Genomic DNA, 20,540 nt, shown 5'->3' with positions numbered 1-20,540 from the left:
GATATCGGCCACCTGCCCCGATCGGCGGGTGGGCCGTCGTGCGAAGATTTGGGGCGTGAGCGCCAACCTAAGCCCCGCGGGCCAGCAGCAGACCGGTACGGAAGACTCGGCTTTCCTCAAGGCATGCCGGCGGGAGCCGGTGCCGCACACCCCGGTGTGGTTCATGCGCCAGGCCGGACGCTCACTGCCCGAATACCGCAAGGTCCGCGAGGGCATCGCGATGCTCGACTCGTGCATGCGGCCCGAGCTGGTCACCGAGATCACGCTGCAGCCCGTGCGCCGCCACAACGTCGACGCCGCCATCTACTTCAGCGACATCGTCGTCCCCCTCAAGGCCATCGGCATCGACCTCGACATCAAGCCCGGTATCGGCCCGGTCGTCGAGAACCCGATCCGCACCCGCGCCGATCTGGAGCAGCTGCGCAGCCTGGAGCCCGGCGACGTCGCCTACGTCACCGAGGCCATCGGCATGCTCGTCCGCGAGCTGGGCGGCACCCCGCTGATCGGCTTCGCCGGTGCGCCCTTCACGCTCGCCAGCTACCTCGTCGAGGGCGGCCCCTCGCGCAACCACGAGCGCACCAAGGCGATGATGTACGGCGACCCGCAGCTGTGGGCCGACCTCCTGGACCGGCTCGCCGACATCACCGCCGCCTTCCTCAAGGTCCAGATCGCGGCCGGGGCGAGCGCGGTGCAGCTCTTCGACTCCTGGGTCGGCGCGCTCTCACCGGCCGACTACCGCCGCTCCGTGATGCCGGCCTCCGCCAAGGTCTTCCGTGCGGTCGAGGGTCTGGGCGTCCCGCGGATCCACTTCGGTGTCGGCACCGGGGAACTCCTCGGCCTGATGGGCGAGGCGGGCGCGGATGTCGTCGGCGTCGACTGGCGGGTCCCGCTGGACGAGGCGGCCCGCCGCGTCGGCCCCGGCAAGGCGCTCCAGGGCAATATCGATCCGGCCGTGCTCTTCGCCCCCCGCGAGGCCGTCGAGACCAAGGCCCGTGAGGTCCTCGACGCGGCCGCCGGCCTGGAGGGGCACATCTTCAACCTCGGCCACGGCGTGCTGCCCACCACCGACCCGGACGCGCTGACCCGCCTGGTCGAGTACGTGCACACGCAGACGGCGCGCTGAGCGGTACCGCACCCGCCCCCCCGGGGCGTCGTCGAGATCATCGCCCCGGCACACCGGAGGGGCATTCCCGAGCGCGTTCCGCACCACCACGAGGACGCCAGGGACGAGGCCGCGGAGGACGGGTACGGCGAGGACGACGACTGAGCCGGGGCGGGCGGGCGCTGTACGGCGGCGTCAGGCTCCGGCGTCGCGTACGGCGCCCGATGCCTTGCGGGCCGCCACCAGGACGGGGTCCCAGACCGGGGAGAACGGCGGGGCGTAGCCGAGGTCGAGGGCGGTCATCCGCTCCACCGTCATTCCGGCCGTGAGCGCCACCGCCGCGATGTCCACCCGCTTGCCGGCGCCCTCGCGGCCGACGATCTGCACCCCCAGCAACCGGCCCGTACGGCGCTCGGCGAGCATCTTGACGTGCATGGGGCGGGCGCCGGGGTAGTAGCCTGCGCGGTTGGTGGCCTCGACGGTCACCGTGACGAAGCGCAGTCCGGCGGCGTGCGCCTGGCGCTCCAGCAGCCCCGTCCGGGCGATCTCCAGATCGCAGACCTTGCTGACGGCCGTGCCGACGACACCGGGGAAGGTGGCGTAGCCGCCGCCCACATTGGCGCCGATGACCTGCCCGTGCTTGTTGGCGTGGGTGCCCAGCGCGATATGGCGGGTGCGCCCGGAGACCAGGTCCAGGACCTCCACACAGTCGCCGCCGGCCCAGACGTGGTCCTGGCCGCGGACCCGCATCGCGAGATCGGTGAGCAGCCCGCCGGACTCGCCCAGCGGCAGCCCGGCCGCGGCGGCGAGCGTGGTCTCGGGACGGACGCCCATGCCCAGCACGACCACATCCGCCGGGTACTCGGCGTCCTCGGTGGTGACCGCGCGGGCCCGCCCGTCCGTGTCCGTCAGCACCCCGGTGACGGTCGTCCCGCGCACCGTCTCGATGCCCATACCGCACATCGCCTCATGGACGAGTGCGCCCATGTCCGGGTCCAGGGTGGACATCGGCTGGTCGCTCCGCTCCAGAACGGTGACCGCGTAGCCGCGAAGGATCAGCGCCTCGGCCATCTCCACCCCGATGTAGCCCGCGCCCACGACGACCGCCCGCCGGCCGGACGAGGCGTCGAGGGTGTCCAGCAGGGCCTGGCCGTCGTCGAGGGTCTGCACACCGTGCACGCCCGGCGCGTCGATCCCCGGCAGGTCGGGGCGGAGCGGCCGCGCTCCGGTCGCCAGCACCAGCTTGTCGAAGCCGGTCCATGACTCCCGGCCGCCGTTGTCCAGCTCCCGGGTACGCACCCGGCCGCGGTCCAGGTCGAGTTCGGTGACCTCGGTGCGCATCCGCAGATCGATGTCCCGCGCGCGGTGCTCCTCGGCCGTACGGGCGATCAGCGCGTCCGGGCCGTCGACGTCGCCGCCCACCCAGTACGGGATGCCGCAGGCGGAGTACGAGGTGAAGTGGCCGCGCTCGAACGCGGTGATCGCCAGCTCGCCGGGTTTCCGCAGCCGGCGTGCCTGCGATGCCGCGGCCATCCCCGCCGCGTCGCCCCCGACCACCACCAGCCGCTCCGCCGCCATGCCGTGTGCCCCTTCGTCGGGTGGTGCTTCGTCGAGTGAGTGCGGTGCCACCGCCGGGTCGCCGTCCGCCCCGGTTCGCCACGTTACGGCCCGCACGGCGTCCGCGGGGGTGGCCAGGGCCTGCGCCGCGCGGCGGACACCGGCCGGGCCGGCCCGTCGGGGCTGTTCAGCGCTCCAGGACCAGTGCGAGTCCCTGGCCCACGCCGATGCACAGCGCGGCGAGCCCGGTCCCCGAGCCCAGGGCGGCGAGTTGGTGGGCGACCGAGCCCGCGAGACGGGCACCGGACGCGCCCAGCGGGTGGCCGATGGCGATGGCGCCGCCGCGCGGGTTGACCACCGCGGGGTCGAGTTCCGGCCACTGGCCGATGCAGCCCAACGCCTGGGCCGCGAACGCCTCGTTGAGCTCGAAGGTCGCCACGTCGTCGAAGCCGCGCCCGGAGCGCTCCAGCGCGCGCCGTACCGCCTCCACCGGGCCCAGGCCGAACAGCTGCGGCTCGATGCCGGTCACCGCGCTCGCGCGGACCCGGGCCAGCGGCTCCCGGCCGGTGGCCCGCAGCCCCTCCTCGTCGACCAGCAGCAGCGCGGCCGCACCGTCGTTGAGCGGCGAGGAGTTCCCGGCGGTGACCGTGCCTCCCCCAGCCTTCGGCTGGGGGGACCCCCACCTCGCTTCGCTCGCCGTACGGAACACCGGCTTCAGCTTGGACAGCGACTCCAGGGAGGACGCCTCCCGGATCGTCTCGTCGCGCACCAGGTCCACATCCGGCAGCGGAACGACCTCGGCGTCGTAGGCGCCCTCCTGCCAGGCACGCACCGCCTTCTGGTGGCTGGCCAGCGCGAACACGTCCTGCTGTTCGCGGGTGATGCCGTGCTGGTCGGCGATCTGCTCGGCGCCCTCGCCCAGCGCGACCGTCCACTCGGGCTGCATCCGCGGATTGACCATCCGCCAGCCCAGCGTCGAGGAGAACATCTCCTGATGGCCCGCGGGGAAGGCCCGTTCGGGCTTGCGCAGCACATAGGGCGCACGGCTCATCGACTCCACCCCGCCCGCCACCGCGATATGCGCATCGCCGTGGGCAATGGCGCGGGCCGCCTGGATGACCGCCTCCAGACCCGAGCCGCACAGCCGGTTCACGGTCACGCCGGGGACGGTCACCGGCAGCCCGGCGAGCAGGACCGCCATCCGCGCCACATTGCGGTTGTCCTCGCCCGCGCCGTTCGCATCGCCGAAGCAGACGTCGTCGATCCGCGCCGGATCGAGGTCCGGAGTGCGGTCCACCAGGGCCTTGACCACATGGGCGGCGAGATCGTCGGGCCGCACCCCGGCCAGCGCGCCGCCGTACTTGCCGACGGGGGTCCGTACGGCATCGACGATGTACACATCCCGTACGCGTGGGTCGGTCATCAGGCGCTGTCCTCGCTGTCCCGGCTCGACGTCGGTGGGGCGGTACGAAGATCGCCGCCCGCCGACCATGAGTCTTTGCCCGACGCCGCCCGCTGTCAACGGGGCTCTCGGTCACCTTCCCCGGCCGCGCCGGACGCTCCGGCCGTCTCAGTGGCGGCGGGCGCGTCCGCCGGGCCGTCCGCCGGCGCCGGGGCGTGCCCGCCGGACGTCCGCCGCCGGCTCCGGGTCACCGGCAGCCGGTCGCGGAACAGCCGCCACAGCGCGTACACCAGGCCCGCGGCCACCGCGAACGGCAGCACCGCCCCGATCGCCACCAGCACCCATCGCACGGCCGTCACAAAGGCGTGCCAGCCGCCGGACAGCGCCTCGCCGAACGAGGCGGGCCGGTCGTCGTTCCGCTCCTCGGCGGCGGCATCCGGCTGCCGCAGCAGCAGCGTGACGGTGGCCATCCCGGTGCGCTCCTTGAGCGACTTCAGCTGTGCCTCCAGCGACTCCAGATTCGCCTCCCGGGTGCTCAGTTCGGACTCCAGGGAGACGATGTCGCCGATCGTCGTGGCCTTCTCCATCAGTGCCCGGACCCGCGACACACTGGCCCGCTGCGACCTGATCCGGCTGTCGGTGTCGACCACCTGGTCGGTGACGTCCTTCGCCGAGACCTCACGGGAGAGCAGCTTGCCCAGCCCGGCCAGCCGCCCCAGCACCGCGTCGTACTCCGCCGGCGGCACCCGCAGCACGATCCGCGACCGGTCATGGCCGTCGGCGTCCCGGTCGGTGGTCTCGTCGGCGGCGTAACCGCCCGCGCCGTCGACCGCCGCCCGCGCCCTGGCCAGCGCCGCCGCGACGTCCTCGGTCTGCACGGTGACGGTCGCGGTCCGGATGATCTGCGAGGGCGCGGCCTTCGGCGCCCGGCCCGCCCGGCTGCCCGGCCGCGCGGTGCCGCCGTCCGCGGCCGCTCCGCCGCTCTGCCGCTCGCCCGGGGCCCGGCTCGGTGCGGCCGGCGCCTTGTCGGACAGCGCCTCGTGCTGCGCGCTGTCGCCGCCCGAGGCACTGCACCCGGCGACCGCCAGCGAGACGGCGAGCAGCACCCCCGCCGTGGCGCCCCGCTGACCCGTCGCGGCCCACCCCGCCCGGACTCCCCGCGCTCCCCTTGCCCGCACCGCTCCCTGCATGAAGCTCCCCCTCGAAGTGGCGTGCCGCTGTTGGCTCTTCGACGGACCGAGGCCCACCGGGGTTGCCGTCCGTGCATCGCGATCCGGTCACGGTCGTGCCGGTGGGCTCTGAGAGAGTGGGGGCATGAGCGCAGCGCACACCCGTACGGGCCGGGGGCCCGGTCATGCCGTCGTCATCGGTGGAGGCATCTCCGGACTGGCGGCCGCGCACCGGCTGCTCGAAGGCGGCGCCCGGGTGACCGTCCTGGAGGCCTCCGGCCGGCTCGGCGGCAAGCTCCACGCCGGCGCGATCGCGGGCGTCCCGGTCGATCTCGGCGCCGAATCGATGCTGGCCAGGCGCCCGGAGGCGGTGGACCTCGCGCGCGCCGTCGGGCTCGGCGACCGGCTGCAGCCGCCCGCCACGGCCACCGCGTCGCTGTGGACCCGCGGTGCGCTGCGCCCGATGCCCAAGGGGCATGTGATGGGTGTGCCCGGGGATCTGGGTCTGCTCGCCGCGTCCGGGGTGATCTCGCCGGACGGGATGGCGCGGATCGCCGAGGACGAGACGCTGGCGCGGACCGAGGCCGGCGAGGATGTCGCGGTCGGCGAGTATGTCGCCGCCCGGCTCGGCCGGGAGGTCGTCGACCGGCTCGTCGAGCCGCTGCTCGGCGGCGTCTACGCGGGCGACGCCTACCGCATCTCGATGCGCGCCGCCGTCCCGCAGCTCTTCGAGGCGGCCCGGACGCAGCGTTCCCTGATCGAGGGCGTACGGGCCATCCAGGCGCGCGCCGCCGCCACCGCCCCGCCGGACCGGACCCCGCCGGTCTTCATGGGCATCGACGGCGGGATCGGCACACTGCCCCTCGCCGTCGCCGACGCCGTGCGCCGGGCCGGCGGCGAGATCCTCCTGGGGACGCCCGTCGAGGCGCTCCGGTGGGCCGCCGGGGAGGGGTGGCGGATCCGCCTCGGCGACCGGACGATCGCGGCCGACGCGGTCGTCATGGCCGCGCCCGCGGGCGCGGCGGCAGGTCTGCTGCGCGCGGACTGCCCCGCCGCGGCCACCGCGCTGGACACCGTCGACTACGCCTCGATGGCGCTGGTCACCATGGCCTTCCGCCGCACCGGCCTGGACCGGGTGCCCGGCGGCAGCGGCTTCCTGGTGCCTCCCGTCGACGGTCACCGCATCAAGGCCTCCACCTTCGCCAGCCACAAATGGGGGTGGATCGACGCCGCCGACCCCGACCTGTTCGTGCTGCGCACCTCCCTCGGCCGCTACCAGGACACCGCCGACCTCCAGCGCGACGACTCCGAACTGGTCGCTCTCTCGCTCGCCGACCTCGGCGCGGCGGTCGGCCTGACCGCCCGGCCGGTGGCGAGCACGGTCACCCGCTGGGAGGGCGGACTGCCGCAGTACTCCGTCGGTCATCTGGAGCGGGTCGCCAGGATCCGGGAAGCGGTCGCCCGGATGCCGGGTGCGCTGCGGGTGTGCGGCGCGGTCTACGACGGCGTCGGCATCCCGGCCTGCATCGGCTCGGCGCGGCGCGCCGCGGACGAGCTCCTCGGCACCCTGACGCCGGACTCCGTCCCCGCCGAGTGAGAATGGACAACATGACAGACGCTTCCACTCCCGCTTCCGCGCCGCAGACCCCCGCGGCGCCCGAGAAGGTGCCGCACGCCGGCAAGAAGGCCAAGGACCTCAACGAGGTCATCCGCTACACCCTCTGGTCCGTGTTCAAGCTGCGCGACGTCCTCCCGGAGGACCGCAGCGGTTACGCCGACGAGGTCGAGGAGCTGTTCGCGCAGCTCGCGGCCAAGGACGTGGTGGTCCGCGGCACCTACGACGTGTCCGGTCTGCGGGCCGACGCGGACCTGATGATCTGGTGGCACTCGGAGAGCTCGGACGCCCTCCAGGAGGCGTACAACCTCTTCCGCCGGACCCGTCTCGGCCGGGCGCTCACGCCGGTGTGGTCGAACATGGCGCTGCACCGCCCCGCCGAGTTCAACAAGTCGCACATCCCGGCCTTCCTGGCCGACGAGCAGCCGCGCGCCTATGTGAGCGTCTACCCCTTCGTGCGCTCCTACGAGTGGTACCTCCTCCCTGACGAGGACCGCCGCCGGATGCTGGCCGACCACGGCAAGATGGCCCGCGGCTTCCCGGACGTGCGCGCCAACACCGTGCCGTCCTTCTCGCTCGGCGACTACGAGTGGGTGCTGGCGTTCGAGGCCGATGAGCTCTACCGCATCGTCGACCTGATGCGTCATCTGCGCGGCTCCGAGGCGCGGATGCACGTCCGCGAGGAGATCCCGTTCTACACGGGGCGGCGCAAGCCCGTCTCCGAGCTGGTCGCGGGTCTGGCGTAACCGGACGCGCGCGTCCGGCCGGGGACCCCGGACACGGCGCCGCGGGCCGCCCCTTAGGGGACGGCCCGCGGCGCCACCGGTCCTCGGCTACTTCCCCGGTAGTGCGTGCTGTGCCCGGGTCGCCTGCTGACCCGGCACCGGCTCCGCGCGCGGCCCGCAGTACACCTTGTGCGCCGGGATCTTCCCGTGCAGCAAATACGCCTCGGCGTACTTGTTCACACAGGCGTTGTCGTTGAACGCGACGCCGTGCGTGCCCGCCCCGTTCTCGGTGACCAGCGAGGAACCGGGCAGCCGGCGCTGCAGCTCCAGCGCCCCCGGGTACGGCGTCGCCGCGTCCCGCTCGGCCGCCAGCAGCAGCACCGGCGGCAGCGCACCGGGCTCCGTGTGGACATCGAGCGGACCGCGCCGCCCGTGGAGTGCGTCGTCTACCTGGGTCCGGGCCGCATGGCCGGCGACATCCACCAGGTCCTGCCCGGCCGCGGGGTGGTCCGCGCGGCGCACCGCGGCGTCGAGCTCGGCCGCGGCCGACGCCGACCGGTCGGGCCAGTAGGCGCACGGCAGATTCATCCAGGCGTTGTCCCAGGTCTCGAACGGGGCGATCCGGGCGACCTCGGTGTTGTCCCGGTCCCAGGTCCCCCAGTCGCGCGGCCAGGGCGCGTCATTGCACTCCACGGCGGTGTAGACGGCGTTGCTGTTCTCGTCGGCGGCGGCGCCGGCGGCCCGGGGCAGGGCCTGGGCGAGCAGCGGCTTGGGGTCGCCGTGCAGATACCCCGAGAGCGCCTCGGCGCGCATCGGCCAGAAGGCATCGTTGTAGCCGGTCTTGAGGAACGCCGACTGCAGCTGGCCGGCGCCGATCTTCCCGTTGAGCGGCTTGCGGCGCAGCTTGTACGCGGCCTTGTCGTAGGAGTGCTGCACCGCCTTCTTGGTCGTGCCGAGGTGGTAGTGCTTGTCGTGCCGGGCGACCCAGCTCAGCCAGTCGCCCCAGCGGCGCTCGAAGGCGATGTCCTGGTCGAGGTTGTTGCGGTACCAGATCTTCCGGGGCGCGGGATTGACGACGCTGTCGAAGATCATCCGCCGGACGTGGCCGGGGAAGAGCGTCGCATAGACCGCACCGAAGTACGTCCCGTACGAGGCGCCCATGAACGTCAGCTTCTTCTCGCCGAGCGCGGCCCGCAGCATGTCCAGGTCGCGGGCGTTGTTGACGGAGTTGTAGTACGGCAGGTCCGCGCCGGCCCGGCGGACGCAGCCGCGGGCGTACTCCTTGGCCTCCGCCCGCTTCTGCCGCTTGAAGGCCGCATCGGGGTGCATCCGGCTGTCGGAGGGCGCCTTGGCGAACTCCTTGGGGTCCTGGCACGACAGCGGCGCGGAGCGGCCCACACCACGCGGCGCATAGCCCACGAAGTCATAGGCGCGGGCCAGCTTGCTCCACTTGGGGAGCGCCCCGTAGAGCGGGAACTCCATGCTGGACGCGCCGGGGCCGCCCGGGTTGAAGACCAGGGAGCCCTGCCGTTCGCCGCGCGCCGTGGCGCGGATCCGGCTGACGGTGAGGTGGATCTTCTTGCCGTCGGGGCGCGCATAGTCGAGAGGAACGGCGAGCCGGCCGCACTCGACGGATGACGGCAGATGCTCCACCGCCGCGCAGCGGCCGAATTCGATGCGGTGCGCAACGGGTGCGGGTGGCGCGGCGGCGGCCCCCGTGGCGCCGCCTGCCGGGGCAGTGGCGAGGGCTGTCACCATCAGCGACCCGATGGTGCCGTACAACGCAAGTGCTCTCACTGGCCGTCCCTTCGTGTGTGCATACAAAAGGGATAGTTGGGGCGGCGATTGTCGTTGTAAAGCACCTGGCTCCGGTGTCGGAGGCTATGCCCCGGAAGAGTGGAGCGCCGCGCGCAAGGCGGGATCGGTGAGGGCGGCGGGGCCGCGGAGGGCGAGAGTGACGAGGGAGGAGGGCGTGGCAGCGGTGGTGGGGGAGTGGCCGATGCCGGGCAGTTGCCGTTCGCCGGCGGTGGTGGCCCAGTCGCTGTACGGGTGGAGCTCGAAGCGGGCCACGGCCCAGGTGCCGAGGGTGAGGATCAGCGGCAGCGAGAACCAGGCCAGGAGCAGCCCGCCGTCCGCGCCGTCCGGTGCCGTCCAGTAGGACGCGGCGGCGGCCGGCAGTACCAGGAGAGCGGCGCCCCGCACCAGGCGGACGGCACCGGCGATGCCCGGACGGACCGCGACGGGCAGCGCCAGCCCGTCGGTCACCAGCCGGTCGGCCACCTCCCGCACCGCGTCGTCGCCGGTCAGGGCGTCCCGTATGGCCGGTATGCGGCGCTGCCCGTCGGGCCCTATGGCGCTGAGGGTGGCGCGCTCGACGGCGTCCTTGCCGACCGGGTCGACGACGGTGGCCCAGCCGGTGTCGGCGAGCAGCAGCCGTCGCTGCTGGGCCATCAGCACCAGCACCACATCGGCGAGCCGGTGCGGGCCGCCGGAGAGGTACGCCATTTCGTACAGGGTCAGCCCGGGGCCACGGCGGCCCACGGCGGCCGTCTCCGGGACGGTGCCGGGCGGCGGCGGCTGTGGGGCCGGCCCGGAGGTGGCGCGCGCGGCGGCGACCGCCGCACGGCAGAGCAGCGCACAGGACAGCACCGCCGCCGAACAGGCGACGAGGAGGAAGAGCAGCCACATGTCGGTATTTTTATGCGAGGCGGCACGATGACCGCCACAAAGTTTCTCAGCATGCGGGCAGTTGCCCGGCGTCAGACGCCCCGCGCCCGGATCCGCCGCCGCAGCCGGATCCGTCGCCGCAGCTCGAACCGCCCCGGACGACGAGCCGCGCCGGACGACGAGCCGCGCCCACGGCTCGCACCGCTCGTGGTTAAGAGATCGCTGTCACCTCGGGCCCCGGAAGAGCCGCAGGGCGCGTGCCAGCCGGGCCGCGGGGCGGGCGGACGGCGGCTTCGGGCCCGCGCGGTCCCGCCACCAGCGCGTCAACTGCCGCCGGGCGGCCTGATCTTCGGGCCGCCCCTGGGCCAGCAGATACGCCGCGAAGTCCAGGGCGTCCTGGCGGTAGCCGCCGCTCATGGGCCGGTTCCGGGCATGCCCCGCAAAGGCGGCCCGGTAGTCCGCGCCGAGGATCTCGGGCAGCTCGGGCGCGACCTTGGCGACCACCTCGGCCCGCTTGGCGGCCAGCGCCCGACTCTGCACCCGCAGCCGGGTCCGGTCGAAGCCCTCGGGGACGGGTGTTCCGGCGACCAGCGCGGACAGCAGCGCGGTCTGCGCCAGTGCCAGCCGCTGGCGTGCCGCGTCGGTGCCGGTGCCCGCATCGCCACTCGTGGTGCCCACTTCGGCCGGCGCGTCCGGTCGGGTGCCTGCGTCCGGGTGGGTGCCCGCGTCCGGTGTGGAGTCCGGCCCCAGTGCGGTCTGCGGGATCGGTGGGGTGTCCGGCACCATCGCGGTCTCCGGCACCGCCTCAAGCCGCCCGGTCATGGCGGGCCTCCTTCAGTACGGTGCGTATCGCATCGAGTTCGCCGGCCAGTTCCCCGCCTTCGGGGAAGTCGTCGTCCCGCTCCAGCAGCACCCCGGGCGGGGTCGTCCGGGCACACAGTTCGGCGAGGACGTCCAGCACGGGCCGGGTCACCGGGTGGGCATGGCTGTCGTGCCACACCCCGTCCCGCTCCACCCCGCCCGCGACATGGACGTAGGCCAGGGCCTCCAGTGGCAGCTCGTCGAGGGCGACCGCCGGGTCCTCGCCGCGGTTGATGTGGTTCGTGTGGAGGTTGGCGACATCGATGAGCAGCCGCACCCCGGTCCGCTCGACGAGCTCGGCCAGGAACTGCCCCTCGGTCAGCTCCTCGCCCGGCCAGTTGATGAGCGCGGCGATGTTCTCCAGCGCCAGCGGCACCGGCAGGGCGTCCTGGGCGATCCGTACGTTCTCGCACAGCACGTCCAGTGCGTCACGGGTGCGCGGTACGGGAAGCAGATGCCCGGCCTCCATACGGGGCGAGGCGGTGAGCGGCCCGCCCGCCCGGACGAAGGCGATGTGCTCGGTGACCAGCGGTGCGCCGAGCGCCTCGGCGCGCTCGGCGAGCGCGGTCAGCCGGCCGGGGTCCGGACGGTCGGCACCGCCGAGGCCCAGCGAGACCCCGTGCGGGATCACGGTCGTGCCGCGCTCGCGCAACTCCTGCAGGGCGGACGGCAGATGGCCCGGGCAGATGTTCTCCGCCACCACCTCGACCCAGTCCACCCCGGGCAGCTCCGCGATCTCCGCGGCGATCTCCGGCCGCCAGCCGATTCCCGTACCCAGGCGCTCCATGGCTCCCCCTCTCGCTGCGTGGTGTCGGTACTCCTGCCGCGTCAGGGCGGGCCGAACCCTGCACCGGCCGAGTTCAGAGGTTGATTTGAGCTTCACCGTCGCCGCCGCGGGGCCGCGGGGGCCTTCTCCGCTGTGCCCCGGTGACCGGCCGGAGCCGCGCCCCGACGGTGGCCTGATCGGACCGGGCGCAGAGCCCGGTGGCGCCCCCGGACCCGCTCACCTCTCAGCCGGTGCGCGCCGGCGCCCCACGGGTGGGACCGACGGGCGACTGTGCCAAATAGCCGGCGAGAGTGCCGCGGGTGCGTCGAAGGTTGTCCATGTGCTCGTCCATGGCCGTCATTTCACCTTGGAAGACGGCCCGCAGGTCGGCGCACCAGTCGAACTCCGGCGCTTCCTGCGCCTCCCCGCGGACGCATGGCAGCACCGAACGGATCACCTCGGTGGACAGGCCCGCGTCCAGCAAGGCACGCACGTGCCGCACGGTGACGACCGCGTCCTCGTCATAGTCCCGGTAGCCGTTCTGCTCGCGCCTGACGTCCAGGAGGCCCTGCGCCTCGTAGTACCGCAGCAACCGTGCCGTGACCCCGGTACGCCGGGACAACTCCCCGATCAGCATCGTGCTCCGCCCGTTGCCTCTGAGTTTCGTGATGGACCTTCGCGCTTGGCCTTCGCGCTTGACCTTCGCATCGGTGTCAAGCCTTAACGTCGTCCGCCGGACGGGTATTCCGCACAGGTGCCTGACTGATGACTGGCTGACGCTGGAGTGATGCACGATGTCTTTCGTTGTTCAACGTAACGGCCTGGCGGCCACCGCCGAGGAACTGGCGCCCCTCGCCTTCGCGGGCTACGCCCACTTCACCGCCCTGCAGGTCCGGGACGGCCGGGTCCGGGGCCTGGACCTCCACCTGGAGCGGCTGCGGTCCGCCTCCCTGGAGATGTTCGGGCGGGCACTACCCGACGACCGGGTCCGTACCTACCTGCGGACGGCGCTGCGGGCCGGTCCGGCCGACCTCTCGCTGATCGCCACGGTCTACTCCCCGGCAGGCGAGTTCACCGTGGCCGGACCTGATGTGGAGCCTGAGCTGCTGGTCCGTACGGCACCGGCGGCAACCGGCCCCGAGGGACCGCTGGCCCTGGCGGCGGTCGAGCACGAACGGGAACTCCCGGCCGTGAAACATGTCGGCGAGGTGGCCAAGACGTATCGCCTCCGCCAGGCCGTTGAAGAGGGATGTGACGATGCGGCCTTCGTCGACCGGCGGGGCCGGCTGAGCGAGGCCACCATTTGGAACCTGGCCTTCTGGGACGGCAGCAGCGTGGTGTGGCCTGCCGCCGACATGCTGACGGGCACGACGATGGGCATCATCCGCCGCCAACTGGAGCACCTCGGGGTCCCCCAGCGCACCGAGGAAATCACCCTCGACGAGCTGCCCGCGCTGGCCGGAGCGGTCGTCATGAACTCCTGGACCCCGGGAATCCCGGTACACCGCATCGGCTCGGTCCCCCTGCCGGACGCCCCGCTCTTCCTGAAGCAGCTGCACCGGGCTTACGAGGCGGAACCTTCCCTGCCGGTGTGACGGTCGGGGCGGGCGGGCGCGTGGTCCTCCCCGCGGGGAACTGGGCAGTACCGGTACCTCACACCCATGCCGCTCCCGTCTCGCATCGGCACGCAGGGGCGCCCGCCTACGGCCGTCGTACGCGCGGGAGAGGACAGAAGCGATCGTCCCCCTCGACCACAACGGTGTTACCGGGCGCGATCTCCGTGAACCCGGCGTCGCGCACCACGGGCAGACCGCTGCGGGTGAGGGCGTCCCACTCCGTGCGCCCGGCGGACCGCACGGAGAGCGGGAAGCCGGCCGCGCGCCAGGCCGCCCGCTCCTCGGCGGAGAGTTCCCACCACGCCAGCTGCGCGCCGTGCCCGGCCTGGGCCATCTCCTTGCCCGCCGACATCTCCAGCTCGGGGTTGAACCACAGCACGGGACCCGCGGCGGGCGGTCCGGGCGGCTGCGGATCGTCCAGCTCCGTGCCCGAGACCTGCAGGCGTGCCAGGTCCTTCGGCCAGCCGTCCAGCGGCACCGGCGGGAAGACCCGCACCTCGGCCTCGCGGCCGGTGACCGTGATGCCCGGCAGCGCCTCGGCCCGCCGCCACTCCGCGCGGCGCGCCCGCCGCACCACCTTCCGGATCCGGGCGTCCTGCCAGTCCCGTACCGCCGCGGCCCACTCGCCGTCCCCGGCCGACCGCTCGTCCGACAGCAGCACCAGCACCGCGCGCGCCGCCGTCTCCAGCGCGTCCGTACGCGCCGGCGGCGCCTCCTTCTCGATCCGGACGACGAGCGGCAGCACGAACTGCGGTGCCGCGTCCCGGTCGGTCTCTGCGTGCCCGACGGGGCTGGTGGCGCTGTTGCCGGGCTCCCCGGCGGTCTCGGTGCTGGTCACCCGAACAGTCTGCCAGCCGCCACTGACAGGGCCCCGTCCCGCTCCACCTCACCTCTTGACGGCCTCCGCGATCCGCAGGGCGGCCTGGGCGGGCGCGTGAGGTGCGTGGTGTCGACGACCTCGGCCTCGCCGTGGCCGCCGCCCGGCAGCTGTGCATGCCAACGCCGCCCGCCCGGCGGGAAGTTGAGGCGCGTACGTTCGGGGGAAACACGCCCCCGGGCAGGCACCGGGCGGCCGCTGCGGCTACCGTCGGGACCGGCGGGGGCCGCCAGGAGGCAGCGGAGGTGCCGGAACGCATGAGGCTCGACGGGGTGGGACGGCGGTACGGGGTGCGCGGCCCCTGGGTGCTGCGGGAGGTGGATCTCGACGTGCCCCCGCGGGCACTGCTGCGCATCGAGGGGACCAACGGCAGCGGGAAATCCACCCTGCTGCGGCTGCTCGCCGGGATCGACCGGCCCAGCACCGGACGGATCACCGGCCGCCCGCGCACCGCCTATGTGCCCGAACGCTTCCCGGCCGCCCTGCCCTTCACCGCCGCCGGCTACCTCACCCACCTCGGCCGCATCCATGGTCTGCACGGCCCCGAAGCGGCCCGCCGCGCCACCGAATGGCTGGAACGCTTCGGGGCGGCCGGGCATGCGCACACCCGGCTGGCCGAGCTGTCCAAGGGGACGAGCCAGAAGGTCGCGGTCGCCCAGGCGCTGCTCGCCGAGCCCGGCCTCCTGGTCCTGGACGAGGCCTGGACCGGTCTGGACCGGGGCGCGCGCGAGGTGCTCGACCGTGCGGTCGCCGAACGGGTCGCGGACGGCGGCACCGTCGTGTTCGTCGACCATGACCCGCAGCGGCTGGCGGGCGCCGCCGATGCCCGCTACCGGGTCGCGGACGGACGGCTGCTGACCCAGGAGGAGAGCGGCCCGGCGGCTGGTGCGCAGACCGCGGCCGGTCCCCGCGTGCTCATCGAGGCCGAGGGCGCACCGGGGAGCCTGCCGCCCGCCGGAGCGCCGCAGCTGCCCGGCGGACCGGAGATCGCGCCCGGACCGGACGGGACGACCCGGCTGACGGTTCCGGCCGTGCACTCCGACGCCCTGCTGCGCGCCCTGCTCACCGCCCGTCCGCCCTGGCACATCCGCGCGGTCACCGCCGCCCCCGGCACCGTTCCTGTGACCGACGACGCCCCCGCACCCCACGAGGCCCCCCTCCCGTGATCGCTCTCCTCCGCTATCAGACGGCACTGCTCATCGGCTCGCACCGCTGGCTGCCGCCGGTCATCCTCTACGCCGCCTGGCTTGCCATCAGCATCCGGAGCGGCGACCCGATCCTCGACGGGTTCGGCTATGCCGCCAGTGGACTGCTGCCGGCCGCCGTATGGCTGACCCGGACCTGTGTCACCAACGAGCCGCCGGCCGCCCGCAATTGCGCCGCGGCCGCCGCCGGGCCCGGACGGGTGCACCTCGCCTGTGTGCTGACCGCGGCCGGCGCCGCCCTGCTGCTCGCACTCGTGGGCACGGCAGTGGTCGTGCTGCTGTCGGACCCGCGCTCCACCGACCAGCTGATCGCCGTTCCGGTCGTGCCGGCGGCCCTCGCCGGGCTGCTCGCCGCGCTGGTGTGCCTGCTGATGGGCACTGCCGTAGGCGCGCTGAGCAACTGGCCGGTGCTGCGCAGCACCGGCTGGAGCATCCCGGCGGGTCTGCTCGCCGCCCTGCTGCTGTTGGTGCTGGGCGCCTCGCCCGCCAACGCCGCCGTCTCGGGACTGGTCACCGGCTCCCTCCACGGGACGATCAGCACCCCCTGGCTGCCGCTCGCCGCCACCGCTCTGATCGCGGCCGCCGCCGTAGCGGCCGCGTGCGCCCTCAGCTCGCGGCGCGGGTGAAGCGAGGGCCGAGCTCTCCCCCGCCCCCTCCCCCTCTCCCCCTTCGGGGGAGGGGGCGGGGGTGGGTTCGGGGGTGGGGGGGAAGCCGCGGAAAGCCGCGGTCCGCCTGCTCCCCCCACCCCACCGGGCCTCAGTGGTGCCAGGGCCCCGTCACCGCGAACGTCGTCCCCGGCGTATAGCAATTGACATACATCGTCCGGTGGTCGGGCGAGAACGTCACGCCGGCGAACTCGCCCCACTCCGGCTTCTGCGGGGTGCCGATGTTCTGCCGGCCGCGCGCCATCGCATAGACCTCGCCGCGCCGGGTGAGGCCGAAGACGTGCTGGGCGCCCTCGCCGTCCTCGCACACCATCAGGCCGCCGCTGGGCGCGAGGCAGATGTTGTCGGGGGACTCGCCGGGGAGCTGGAGATCCGTCTTGGGGCCGAAGACGACGACCTGGGTGAGCCGCCGCTTCTTCGGGTCGTACTTCCAGATCTGGCCGTAGTGGTCGGCCGCCGAGCCGTCCTCGCGGTGCGCGAAGCTGGAGACGAAGTAGACGCAGGAGCCGCCCCAGTAGCAGCCCTCCAGCTTCTGGGCGTGGGTGATGCCCTGGGGGCCGAAGTCCTGGAAGCGGATCGGGGTCTCCCGGGCGAGCGGATCGGGCACATCCACCCAGGTGACGTGGTCGAAGGTGGTGCCGGGCCGCTGGATGGTGGAGAGGTCGGGCACCCCGGGGACCCGCAGCGCCTGGAGGCGGCCGCCCGCCCGGAGCGAACCGCGGCCGCCCATCGGCTTTTCGGGCAGAAAGCGGTAGAAGAGGCCGAACGGCTTCTCGAAGGCGTCCTCGGTCTCGTAGACGATGCCGGTGCCGGGGTCCACGGCGATCGCCTCGTGCTGGAAGCGGCCCATCGCGGTCAGCGGGACCGCTCCGGTGCGCCGGGGATCGTACGGATCGACCTCGAAGATGAAGCCGTGGTCCTTGGTGTAGTTCTCCTCACCGGCCCGGAACTCGGTCTCCTCGCAGGTCAGCCAGGTGTTCCAGGGGGTGGGCCCGCCCGCGCAGTTGGTGGAGGTGCCGGCGATGGCGACCCGCTCCGAGAGGACCTTGTTGTCCCGGTCGAGTTCCAGGGCCGTACAGCCGCCCTCACCACCGGGGTCGTAGGTCAGATCGCGGACCCGGGGGACGGCCTGGCGGGAGCCCGTACGGTTCTCGTGGTTGCGGACGAGGTGGGTGCCACCACGGCGGCCGGGGAAGGCCGACATACCGTCACAGTTGCTGGGCACCTTGCCCTCCCCCGAGGGCAGCGGATCGCCCTCCCGGGACAGGACCCGGTAGCGGAAGCCCCGGGGCAGGTCGAGCAGGCCGTCCGGGTCGGGCACCAGCGGGCCGTAGCCGCGCTGTCCCATGCTCTGGGCGGTCGCGGTCCCCGCGAAGAGCTCCGTGAGGCTTCCGGAGAAGGCGATTCCGGCCCCCAGAGCGCCGGTGCGGGCCAGGATCTGACGTCGTGTCGCGGACATGGGCAACTCCCTGTTGGCGGACAGGTGGCGTGATCCGCTCGTGTGTACCATGCCGCCGGGCCGCCGGGAACCGGCCGACGGGCACCAACCGGGTGTTGCCGCTGATACGTCCTGATCTGTAAGGCAGGCCCTACCGGGCCTCGGCCACCAGGGCACCCGCGTCGCGCGCCAGCGCCGTCAGCCGGGAGATCGCCCGGTAGTACTTCTTGCGGTAGCCGCCGCGCAGCATCTCGTCGCTGAACAGTTCGTCGAAGGCCTTGCCGGAGGTCACCACCGGCACCTCACGGTCGTAGAGCCGGTCCGCGAGGACGACCAGCCGCAGGGCCGTGGACTGGTCGGGCACCGCCTGGACCTCGGTGAGGCAGACCGCCTCGATGCCGTCGCACATGGCGCCGTAGCGGCTGGGGTGCACCTTGGACAGATGCTCCAGCAGGGAGGGGAAGTCGTCGAGCGAGGCGCCCGGGGTGCGGTACGCGGTGCGCGTGACGGTCTCGTCGTCGTACGGGGCGGGCGCCTCGGGCAGACCGCGGTGGCGGTAGTCCTCGCCGTCGATGCGCAGCGGACGGAAGTGGGCGCTCAGCCCCTGGATCTCGCGCAGGAAGTCGGCGGCGGCGAAGCGGCCCTCGCCGAGCTTGCCGGGCAGCGTGTTGGAGGTGGCGGCCAGCGCCACCCCGGCGTCCACCAGCTTGCCGAGCAGGGTGGAGACCAGGACCGTGTCACCGGGGTCGTCGAGCTCGAACTCGTCGATGCACAGCAGCTTGTGTTCGCCGAGCGTCTTGACGGTCTGCTGGAAGCCGAGCGCGCCGACGAGGTTGGTCAGCTCGACGAAGGTGCCGAAGGCCTTGCGCTCGGCAGGGGCGGGGGTGGCGTGCCACAGGGAGGCGAGCAGATGGGTCTTGCCGACGCCGTAGCCGCCGTCCAGATAGACCCCGCGCGGGCCCTGGGGGGCCGCCGGCTTCCTGGCGAACCAGCGCCGCTTGCCCGTGCCCGCCCGCCCGGCGTCGATGCTGTCCGCGAAGTCGCTCAGGACCTGTACGGCCTCGGCCTGGCTGGGCTGCTGGGCATCCGGGATGTAGGTGTCGAAGCGGGCGCCCTGGAAGCGCGGCGGCGGCACCATCTCGGCGACCAGGCGGTCGGCCGGGACCTGCGGGGCGCGGGCGGTGAGGGCGGCGGGCACCGCGTCGTCCCCGTCGGCCGGCGGTGCGGCTGTCGGGTCGGGCTGCGGGGAGGAGTGCTGGGAAGGCGACACAGCTGTCCAGCCTATCTCCTGTGCGGTACCCGTCGGTCCGGTCAGCGAGGCATGTCACACTGCCGCCATGCGACGCCTGTTCCCGCTCCCCGCCCCACCCGTTCCGGCCCCTGACCTCGACGGCAGGGGGACGGGGAGCACCGACCCCATGGACCGTGAGTGGACGCTGGACGAGCTGGCCGAGGCCTATGCGTACCCGGCGGCGGACGACCCGGCGCGCTCCGGGCGCCCCGGCTGGCTGCGGGCGAACATGGTGTCCTCCCTGGACGGCGCGGCCCATCACGAGGGCCGCTCGCAGCCACTCTCCGGCGCCGCCGACATGCGGATCTTCGGGGTGCTGCGGGGGCTCGCGGATGCCGTGGTCGTCGGGGCGGAGACGGTGCGGAAGGAGGGCTACCGGCCGGCCCGTGCCCGGGAGGCGTTCGCCGCCCGCCGGGCCGCCGCCGGCCAGGGCCCGGCCCCCGCCATCGCCGTGGTGACCGCCGGCCTCGGGCTGGACTTCACCCTGCCGCTGTTCACCGAGCCGCAGGTACCCACCGTGGTGCTGACCGGTGCGGGCGCGCCGGCGGACCGGGTGGACCGGGCCCGTGCGGCGGGCGCCGAGGTGCTGTTCGCGGGGGAGGGGCTGGGTGTCGACCCGGCCCGGGTGGCCGGGGTGCTGGCCGGGCGGGGCCATCGCCGGTTGCTGACGGAGGGCGGGCCGAGGCTGCTGGGGCAGCTGGCGGCGGCCGACGCGCTGGACGAGATGTGTCTGTCGCTGGCGCCGGTGGTCGCCGTGGGCGACGCGCCGAGGATCATGAACGGTCCTGCCGTCGCGGTTCCGGAGCGGTTCGCCCTGGCATCGGTGTTGGAAGAGGCCGGGTTCCTGTTCACTCGCTACCGTCGGTCCTGACAATCGGCGGAACTATCTGTTCCGCTTAGCTTCCGTTGGGCACACTAAAAGCCAACAGGTCCCGTGTGACGACGGGGCAGGATGGTGTCTGTCGGGCTCCGTGCCATGCGGCGCCCCGAAGAGAAGAAGGGCGTCCGTCGTGTTCACGAGCGTATTGATGATCGAGAAGCCTCTGACGCCCGTCGACGTGGAGTTTGTGACCACCCTGCACGGCGATGACCGGATCTCGTTCGTCGTGCTCATGCAGCCGCGCGGTAAGCAGGACGTGCTGCTGCGGGCCATCGACGATGTCGCCCTCGGCGAGTTCGACGATGCCGTACGGGAGGCAGAGGAACCGGGCGGCTCCCAGGCCGAGGCCCCCGCCGAGCTCGCCCTGGCGCACACCCTGCAGGCGCTGCGCGACGCCGGTTCGGAGGCCGTTGGGCAGGTGGTCGAGGACAAGCCGCTGGACCTGCTGCGGTCCATCGTCGACGAGACCGGTGCGGACGAGGTGATCGTGCTGACCACCCCGCACTTCGTCGAGGAGTTCTTCCACCGCGACTGGGCCTCGCGCGCCCGTCACAAGGTCGGCGTCCCGGTCCTCAAACTCTTCTCGCACGCGGCGGACGACCAGCCCCAGGGCACGTCCGGCGGCTGAGGGGCCGCCGCCGCGGAGCCGGTCCCTCCGCAGGGGCCGGCTCCGGTGTTCCCGCCCGGCCGGGCGGGAACCGGCA

The 20,540-nt window shown here is 73.5% G+C and carries 17 protein-coding genes and 1 pseudogene; 8 read left to right on the top strand and 10 right to left on the bottom strand.

Annotated elements, in window-relative coordinates; all coding sequences use genetic code 11:
• Positions 1-55 precede the first annotated feature (55 nt).
• Positions 56-1,123 (top strand): uroporphyrinogen decarboxylase, encoded by a 1,068-nt coding sequence (gene hemE / locus SLV14N_RS09375; protein ID WP_263269016.1) that lies wholly within the window; start codon positions 56-58, stop codon positions 1,121-1,123.
• 174 nt (positions 1,124-1,297) lie between these two features.
• On the opposite strand, the gene SLV14N_RS09370 is transcribed toward hemE, so the two are convergent.
• The 3 genes from SLV14N_RS09370 to SLV14N_RS09360 all read right to left on the bottom strand — a co-directional run bounded on the left by SLV14N_RS09370 (position 1,298) and on the right by SLV14N_RS09360 (position 5,251).
• The gene (locus SLV14N_RS09370) at positions 1,298-2,680 is read right to left on the bottom strand and encodes an FAD-dependent oxidoreductase (protein ID WP_208680533.1); all 1,383 of its coding nucleotides are present in this window, start codon (positions 2,678-2,680) and stop codon (positions 1,298-1,300) included.
• 166 nt (positions 2,681-2,846) lie between these two features.
• The gene (locus tag SLV14N_RS09365) at positions 2,847-4,082 is read right to left on the bottom strand and encodes a thiolase family protein (protein WP_208680532.1); all 1,236 of its coding nucleotides are present in this window, start codon (positions 4,080-4,082) and stop codon (positions 2,847-2,849) included.
• 95 nt (positions 4,083-4,177) lie between these two features.
• On the bottom strand, positions 4,178-5,251 hold the full coding sequence (locus SLV14N_RS09360; RefSeq protein ID WP_263269015.1) for a DUF4349 domain-containing protein: 1,074 nt from the start codon (positions 5,249-5,251) through the stop codon (positions 4,178-4,180).
• A 124-nt stretch (positions 5,252-5,375) separates the two neighbouring features.
• Between SLV14N_RS09360 and hemG the strand changes: the two genes are divergently transcribed.
• On the top strand, positions 5,376-6,827 hold the full coding sequence (gene hemG, locus SLV14N_RS09355) for a protoporphyrinogen oxidase (RefSeq protein WP_263269014.1): 1,452 nt from the start codon (positions 5,376-5,378) through the stop codon (positions 6,825-6,827).
• 11 nt (positions 6,828-6,838) lie between these two features.
• Entirely contained in the window at positions 6,839-7,591 is a 753-nt protein-coding gene (gene hemQ, locus SLV14N_RS09350) for a hydrogen peroxide-dependent heme synthase (protein WP_127153488.1), read from the top strand.
• Positions 7,592-7,678: 87 nt separating this feature from the next.
• On the opposite strand, the gene SLV14N_RS09345 is transcribed toward hemQ, so the two are convergent.
• From SLV14N_RS09345 to SLV14N_RS09330, 4 genes and pseudogenes are all read right to left on the bottom strand, one after another.
• On the bottom strand, positions 7,679-9,328 hold the full coding sequence (locus tag SLV14N_RS09345; RefSeq protein ID WP_259670734.1) for an alpha/beta hydrolase: 1,650 nt from the start codon (positions 9,326-9,328) through the stop codon (positions 7,679-7,681).
• 123 nt (positions 9,329-9,451) lie between these two features.
• The gene (locus tag SLV14N_RS09340) at positions 9,452-10,258 is read right to left on the bottom strand and encodes a TIGR04222 domain-containing membrane protein (protein WP_208680529.1); all 807 of its coding nucleotides are present in this window, start codon (positions 10,256-10,258) and stop codon (positions 9,452-9,454) included.
• 267 nt (positions 10,259-10,525) lie between these two features.
• Positions 10,526-11,885, bottom strand: a pseudogene (locus SLV14N_RS09335) (DUF692 domain-containing protein); the annotation flags it as partial.
• 223 nt (positions 11,886-12,108) lie between these two features.
• On the bottom strand, positions 12,109-12,501 hold the full coding sequence (locus SLV14N_RS09330; RefSeq protein ID WP_208680527.1) for a MerR family transcriptional regulator: 393 nt from the start codon (positions 12,499-12,501) through the stop codon (positions 12,109-12,111).
• A 157-nt stretch (positions 12,502-12,658) separates the two neighbouring features.
• On the opposite strand from SLV14N_RS09330, the gene SLV14N_RS09325 reads away from it, so the two are divergent.
• On the top strand, positions 12,659-13,459 hold the full coding sequence (locus SLV14N_RS09325) for an aminotransferase class IV family protein (protein WP_208680526.1): 801 nt from the start codon (positions 12,659-12,661) through the stop codon (positions 13,457-13,459).
• 106 nt (positions 13,460-13,565) lie between these two features.
• On the opposite strand, the gene SLV14N_RS09320 is transcribed toward SLV14N_RS09325, so the two are convergent.
• The gene (locus SLV14N_RS09320; protein WP_263269013.1) at positions 13,566-14,318 is read right to left on the bottom strand and encodes a peptidyl-tRNA hydrolase; all 753 of its coding nucleotides are present in this window, start codon (positions 14,316-14,318) and stop codon (positions 13,566-13,568) included.
• Positions 14,319-14,614: 296 nt separating this feature from the next.
• Between SLV14N_RS09320 and SLV14N_RS09315 the strand changes: the two genes are divergently transcribed.
• Both SLV14N_RS09315 and SLV14N_RS09310 read left to right on the top strand, forming a co-directional pair.
• Positions 14,615-15,523, top strand: coding sequence for an ATP-binding cassette domain-containing protein (locus tag SLV14N_RS09315; RefSeq protein ID WP_208680525.1), 909 nt, complete (start codon positions 14,615-14,617; stop codon positions 15,521-15,523).
• The gene (locus SLV14N_RS09310) at positions 15,520-16,188 is read left to right on the top strand and encodes an ABC transporter (protein ID WP_208680524.1); all 669 of its coding nucleotides are present in this window, start codon (positions 15,520-15,522) and stop codon (positions 16,186-16,188) included. Before SLV14N_RS09315 ends, SLV14N_RS09310 begins: the two co-directional genes overlap by 4 nt.
• Before the next feature lie 130 nt (positions 16,189-16,318).
• Here SLV14N_RS09310 and SLV14N_RS09305 read toward each other — a convergent pair whose 3' ends face one another.
• Together SLV14N_RS09305 and zapE are read right to left on the bottom strand one after the other, a co-directional pair.
• Positions 16,319-17,686, bottom strand: a complete 1,368-nt coding sequence (locus tag SLV14N_RS09305; RefSeq protein ID WP_127153495.1) for an alkaline phosphatase PhoX — start codon at positions 17,684-17,686, stop codon at positions 16,319-16,321.
• A gap of 130 nt (positions 17,687-17,816) precedes the next feature.
• On the bottom strand, positions 17,817-18,935 hold the full coding sequence (gene zapE, locus SLV14N_RS09300) for a cell division protein ZapE (RefSeq protein WP_208680523.1): 1,119 nt from the start codon (positions 18,933-18,935) through the stop codon (positions 17,817-17,819).
• A gap of 67 nt (positions 18,936-19,002) precedes the next feature.
• Here zapE and SLV14N_RS09295 point away from each other — a divergent pair, with 67 nt between their 5' ends.
• Complete coding sequence (locus SLV14N_RS09295; protein ID WP_263269009.1) at positions 19,003-19,827, top strand: pyrimidine reductase family protein; 825 nt, start codon at positions 19,003-19,005, stop codon at positions 19,825-19,827.
• A gap of 139 nt (positions 19,828-19,966) precedes the next feature.
• On the top strand, positions 19,967-20,464 hold the full coding sequence (locus tag SLV14N_RS09290; protein WP_208680521.1) for an indole-3-glycerol phosphate synthase: 498 nt from the start codon (positions 19,967-19,969) through the stop codon (positions 20,462-20,464).
• The last annotated feature ends 76 nt before the right edge of the window (positions 20,465-20,540 follow it).

This window comes from Streptomyces sp. Je 1-4 4N24 (assembly GCF_026239515.1).
Taxonomy (GTDB): Bacteria; Actinomycetota; Actinomycetes; order Streptomycetales; family Streptomycetaceae; genus Streptomyces; species Streptomyces nigrescens.
Note: the sequence above shows the minus strand (reverse complement) of the source record. Positions and strands in the feature narration are given on the sequence as shown.

Excerpts from the sequence above, each read along its gene's own strand:
- SLV14N_RS09325 (WP_208680526.1), top strand. The coding sequence starts at position 12,659 with ATGTCTTTCGTTGTTCAACGTAACGGCCTGGCGGCCACCGCCGAGGAA.
- SLV14N_RS09370 (WP_208680533.1), bottom strand. The coding sequence starts at position 2,680 with ATGGCGGCGGAGCGGCTGGTGGTGGTCGGGGGCGACGCGGCGGGGATG.
- SLV14N_RS09295 (WP_263269009.1), top strand. The coding sequence starts at position 19,003 with ATGCGACGCCTGTTCCCGCTCCCCGCCCCACCCGTTCCGGCCCCTGAC.
- SLV14N_RS09340 (WP_208680529.1), bottom strand. The coding sequence starts at position 10,258 with ATGTGGCTGCTCTTCCTCCTCGTCGCCTGTTCGGCGGCGGTGCTGTCC.
- hemG (WP_263269014.1), top strand. The coding sequence starts at position 5,376 with ATGAGCGCAGCGCACACCCGTACGGGCCGGGGGCCCGGTCATGCCGTC.
- hemQ (WP_127153488.1), top strand. The coding sequence starts at position 6,839 with ATGACAGACGCTTCCACTCCCGCTTCCGCGCCGCAGACCCCCGCGGCG.
- SLV14N_RS09330 (WP_208680527.1), bottom strand. The coding sequence starts at position 12,501 with ATGCTGATCGGGGAGTTGTCCCGGCGTACCGGGGTCACGGCACGGTTG.
- SLV14N_RS09365 (WP_208680532.1), bottom strand. The coding sequence starts at position 4,082 with ATGACCGACCCACGCGTACGGGATGTGTACATCGTCGATGCCGTACGG.
- SLV14N_RS09315 (WP_208680525.1), top strand. The coding sequence starts at position 14,615 with ATGAGGCTCGACGGGGTGGGACGGCGGTACGGGGTGCGCGGCCCCTGG.
- SLV14N_RS09360 (WP_263269015.1), bottom strand. The coding sequence starts at position 5,251 with ATGCAGGGAGCGGTGCGGGCAAGGGGAGCGCGGGGAGTCCGGGCGGGG.
- SLV14N_RS09345 (WP_259670734.1), bottom strand. The coding sequence starts at position 9,328 with ATGGTGACAGCCCTCGCCACTGCCCCGGCAGGCGGCGCCACGGGGGCC.
- SLV14N_RS09305 (WP_127153495.1), bottom strand. The coding sequence starts at position 17,686 with ATGTCCGCGACACGACGTCAGATCCTGGCCCGCACCGGCGCTCTGGGG.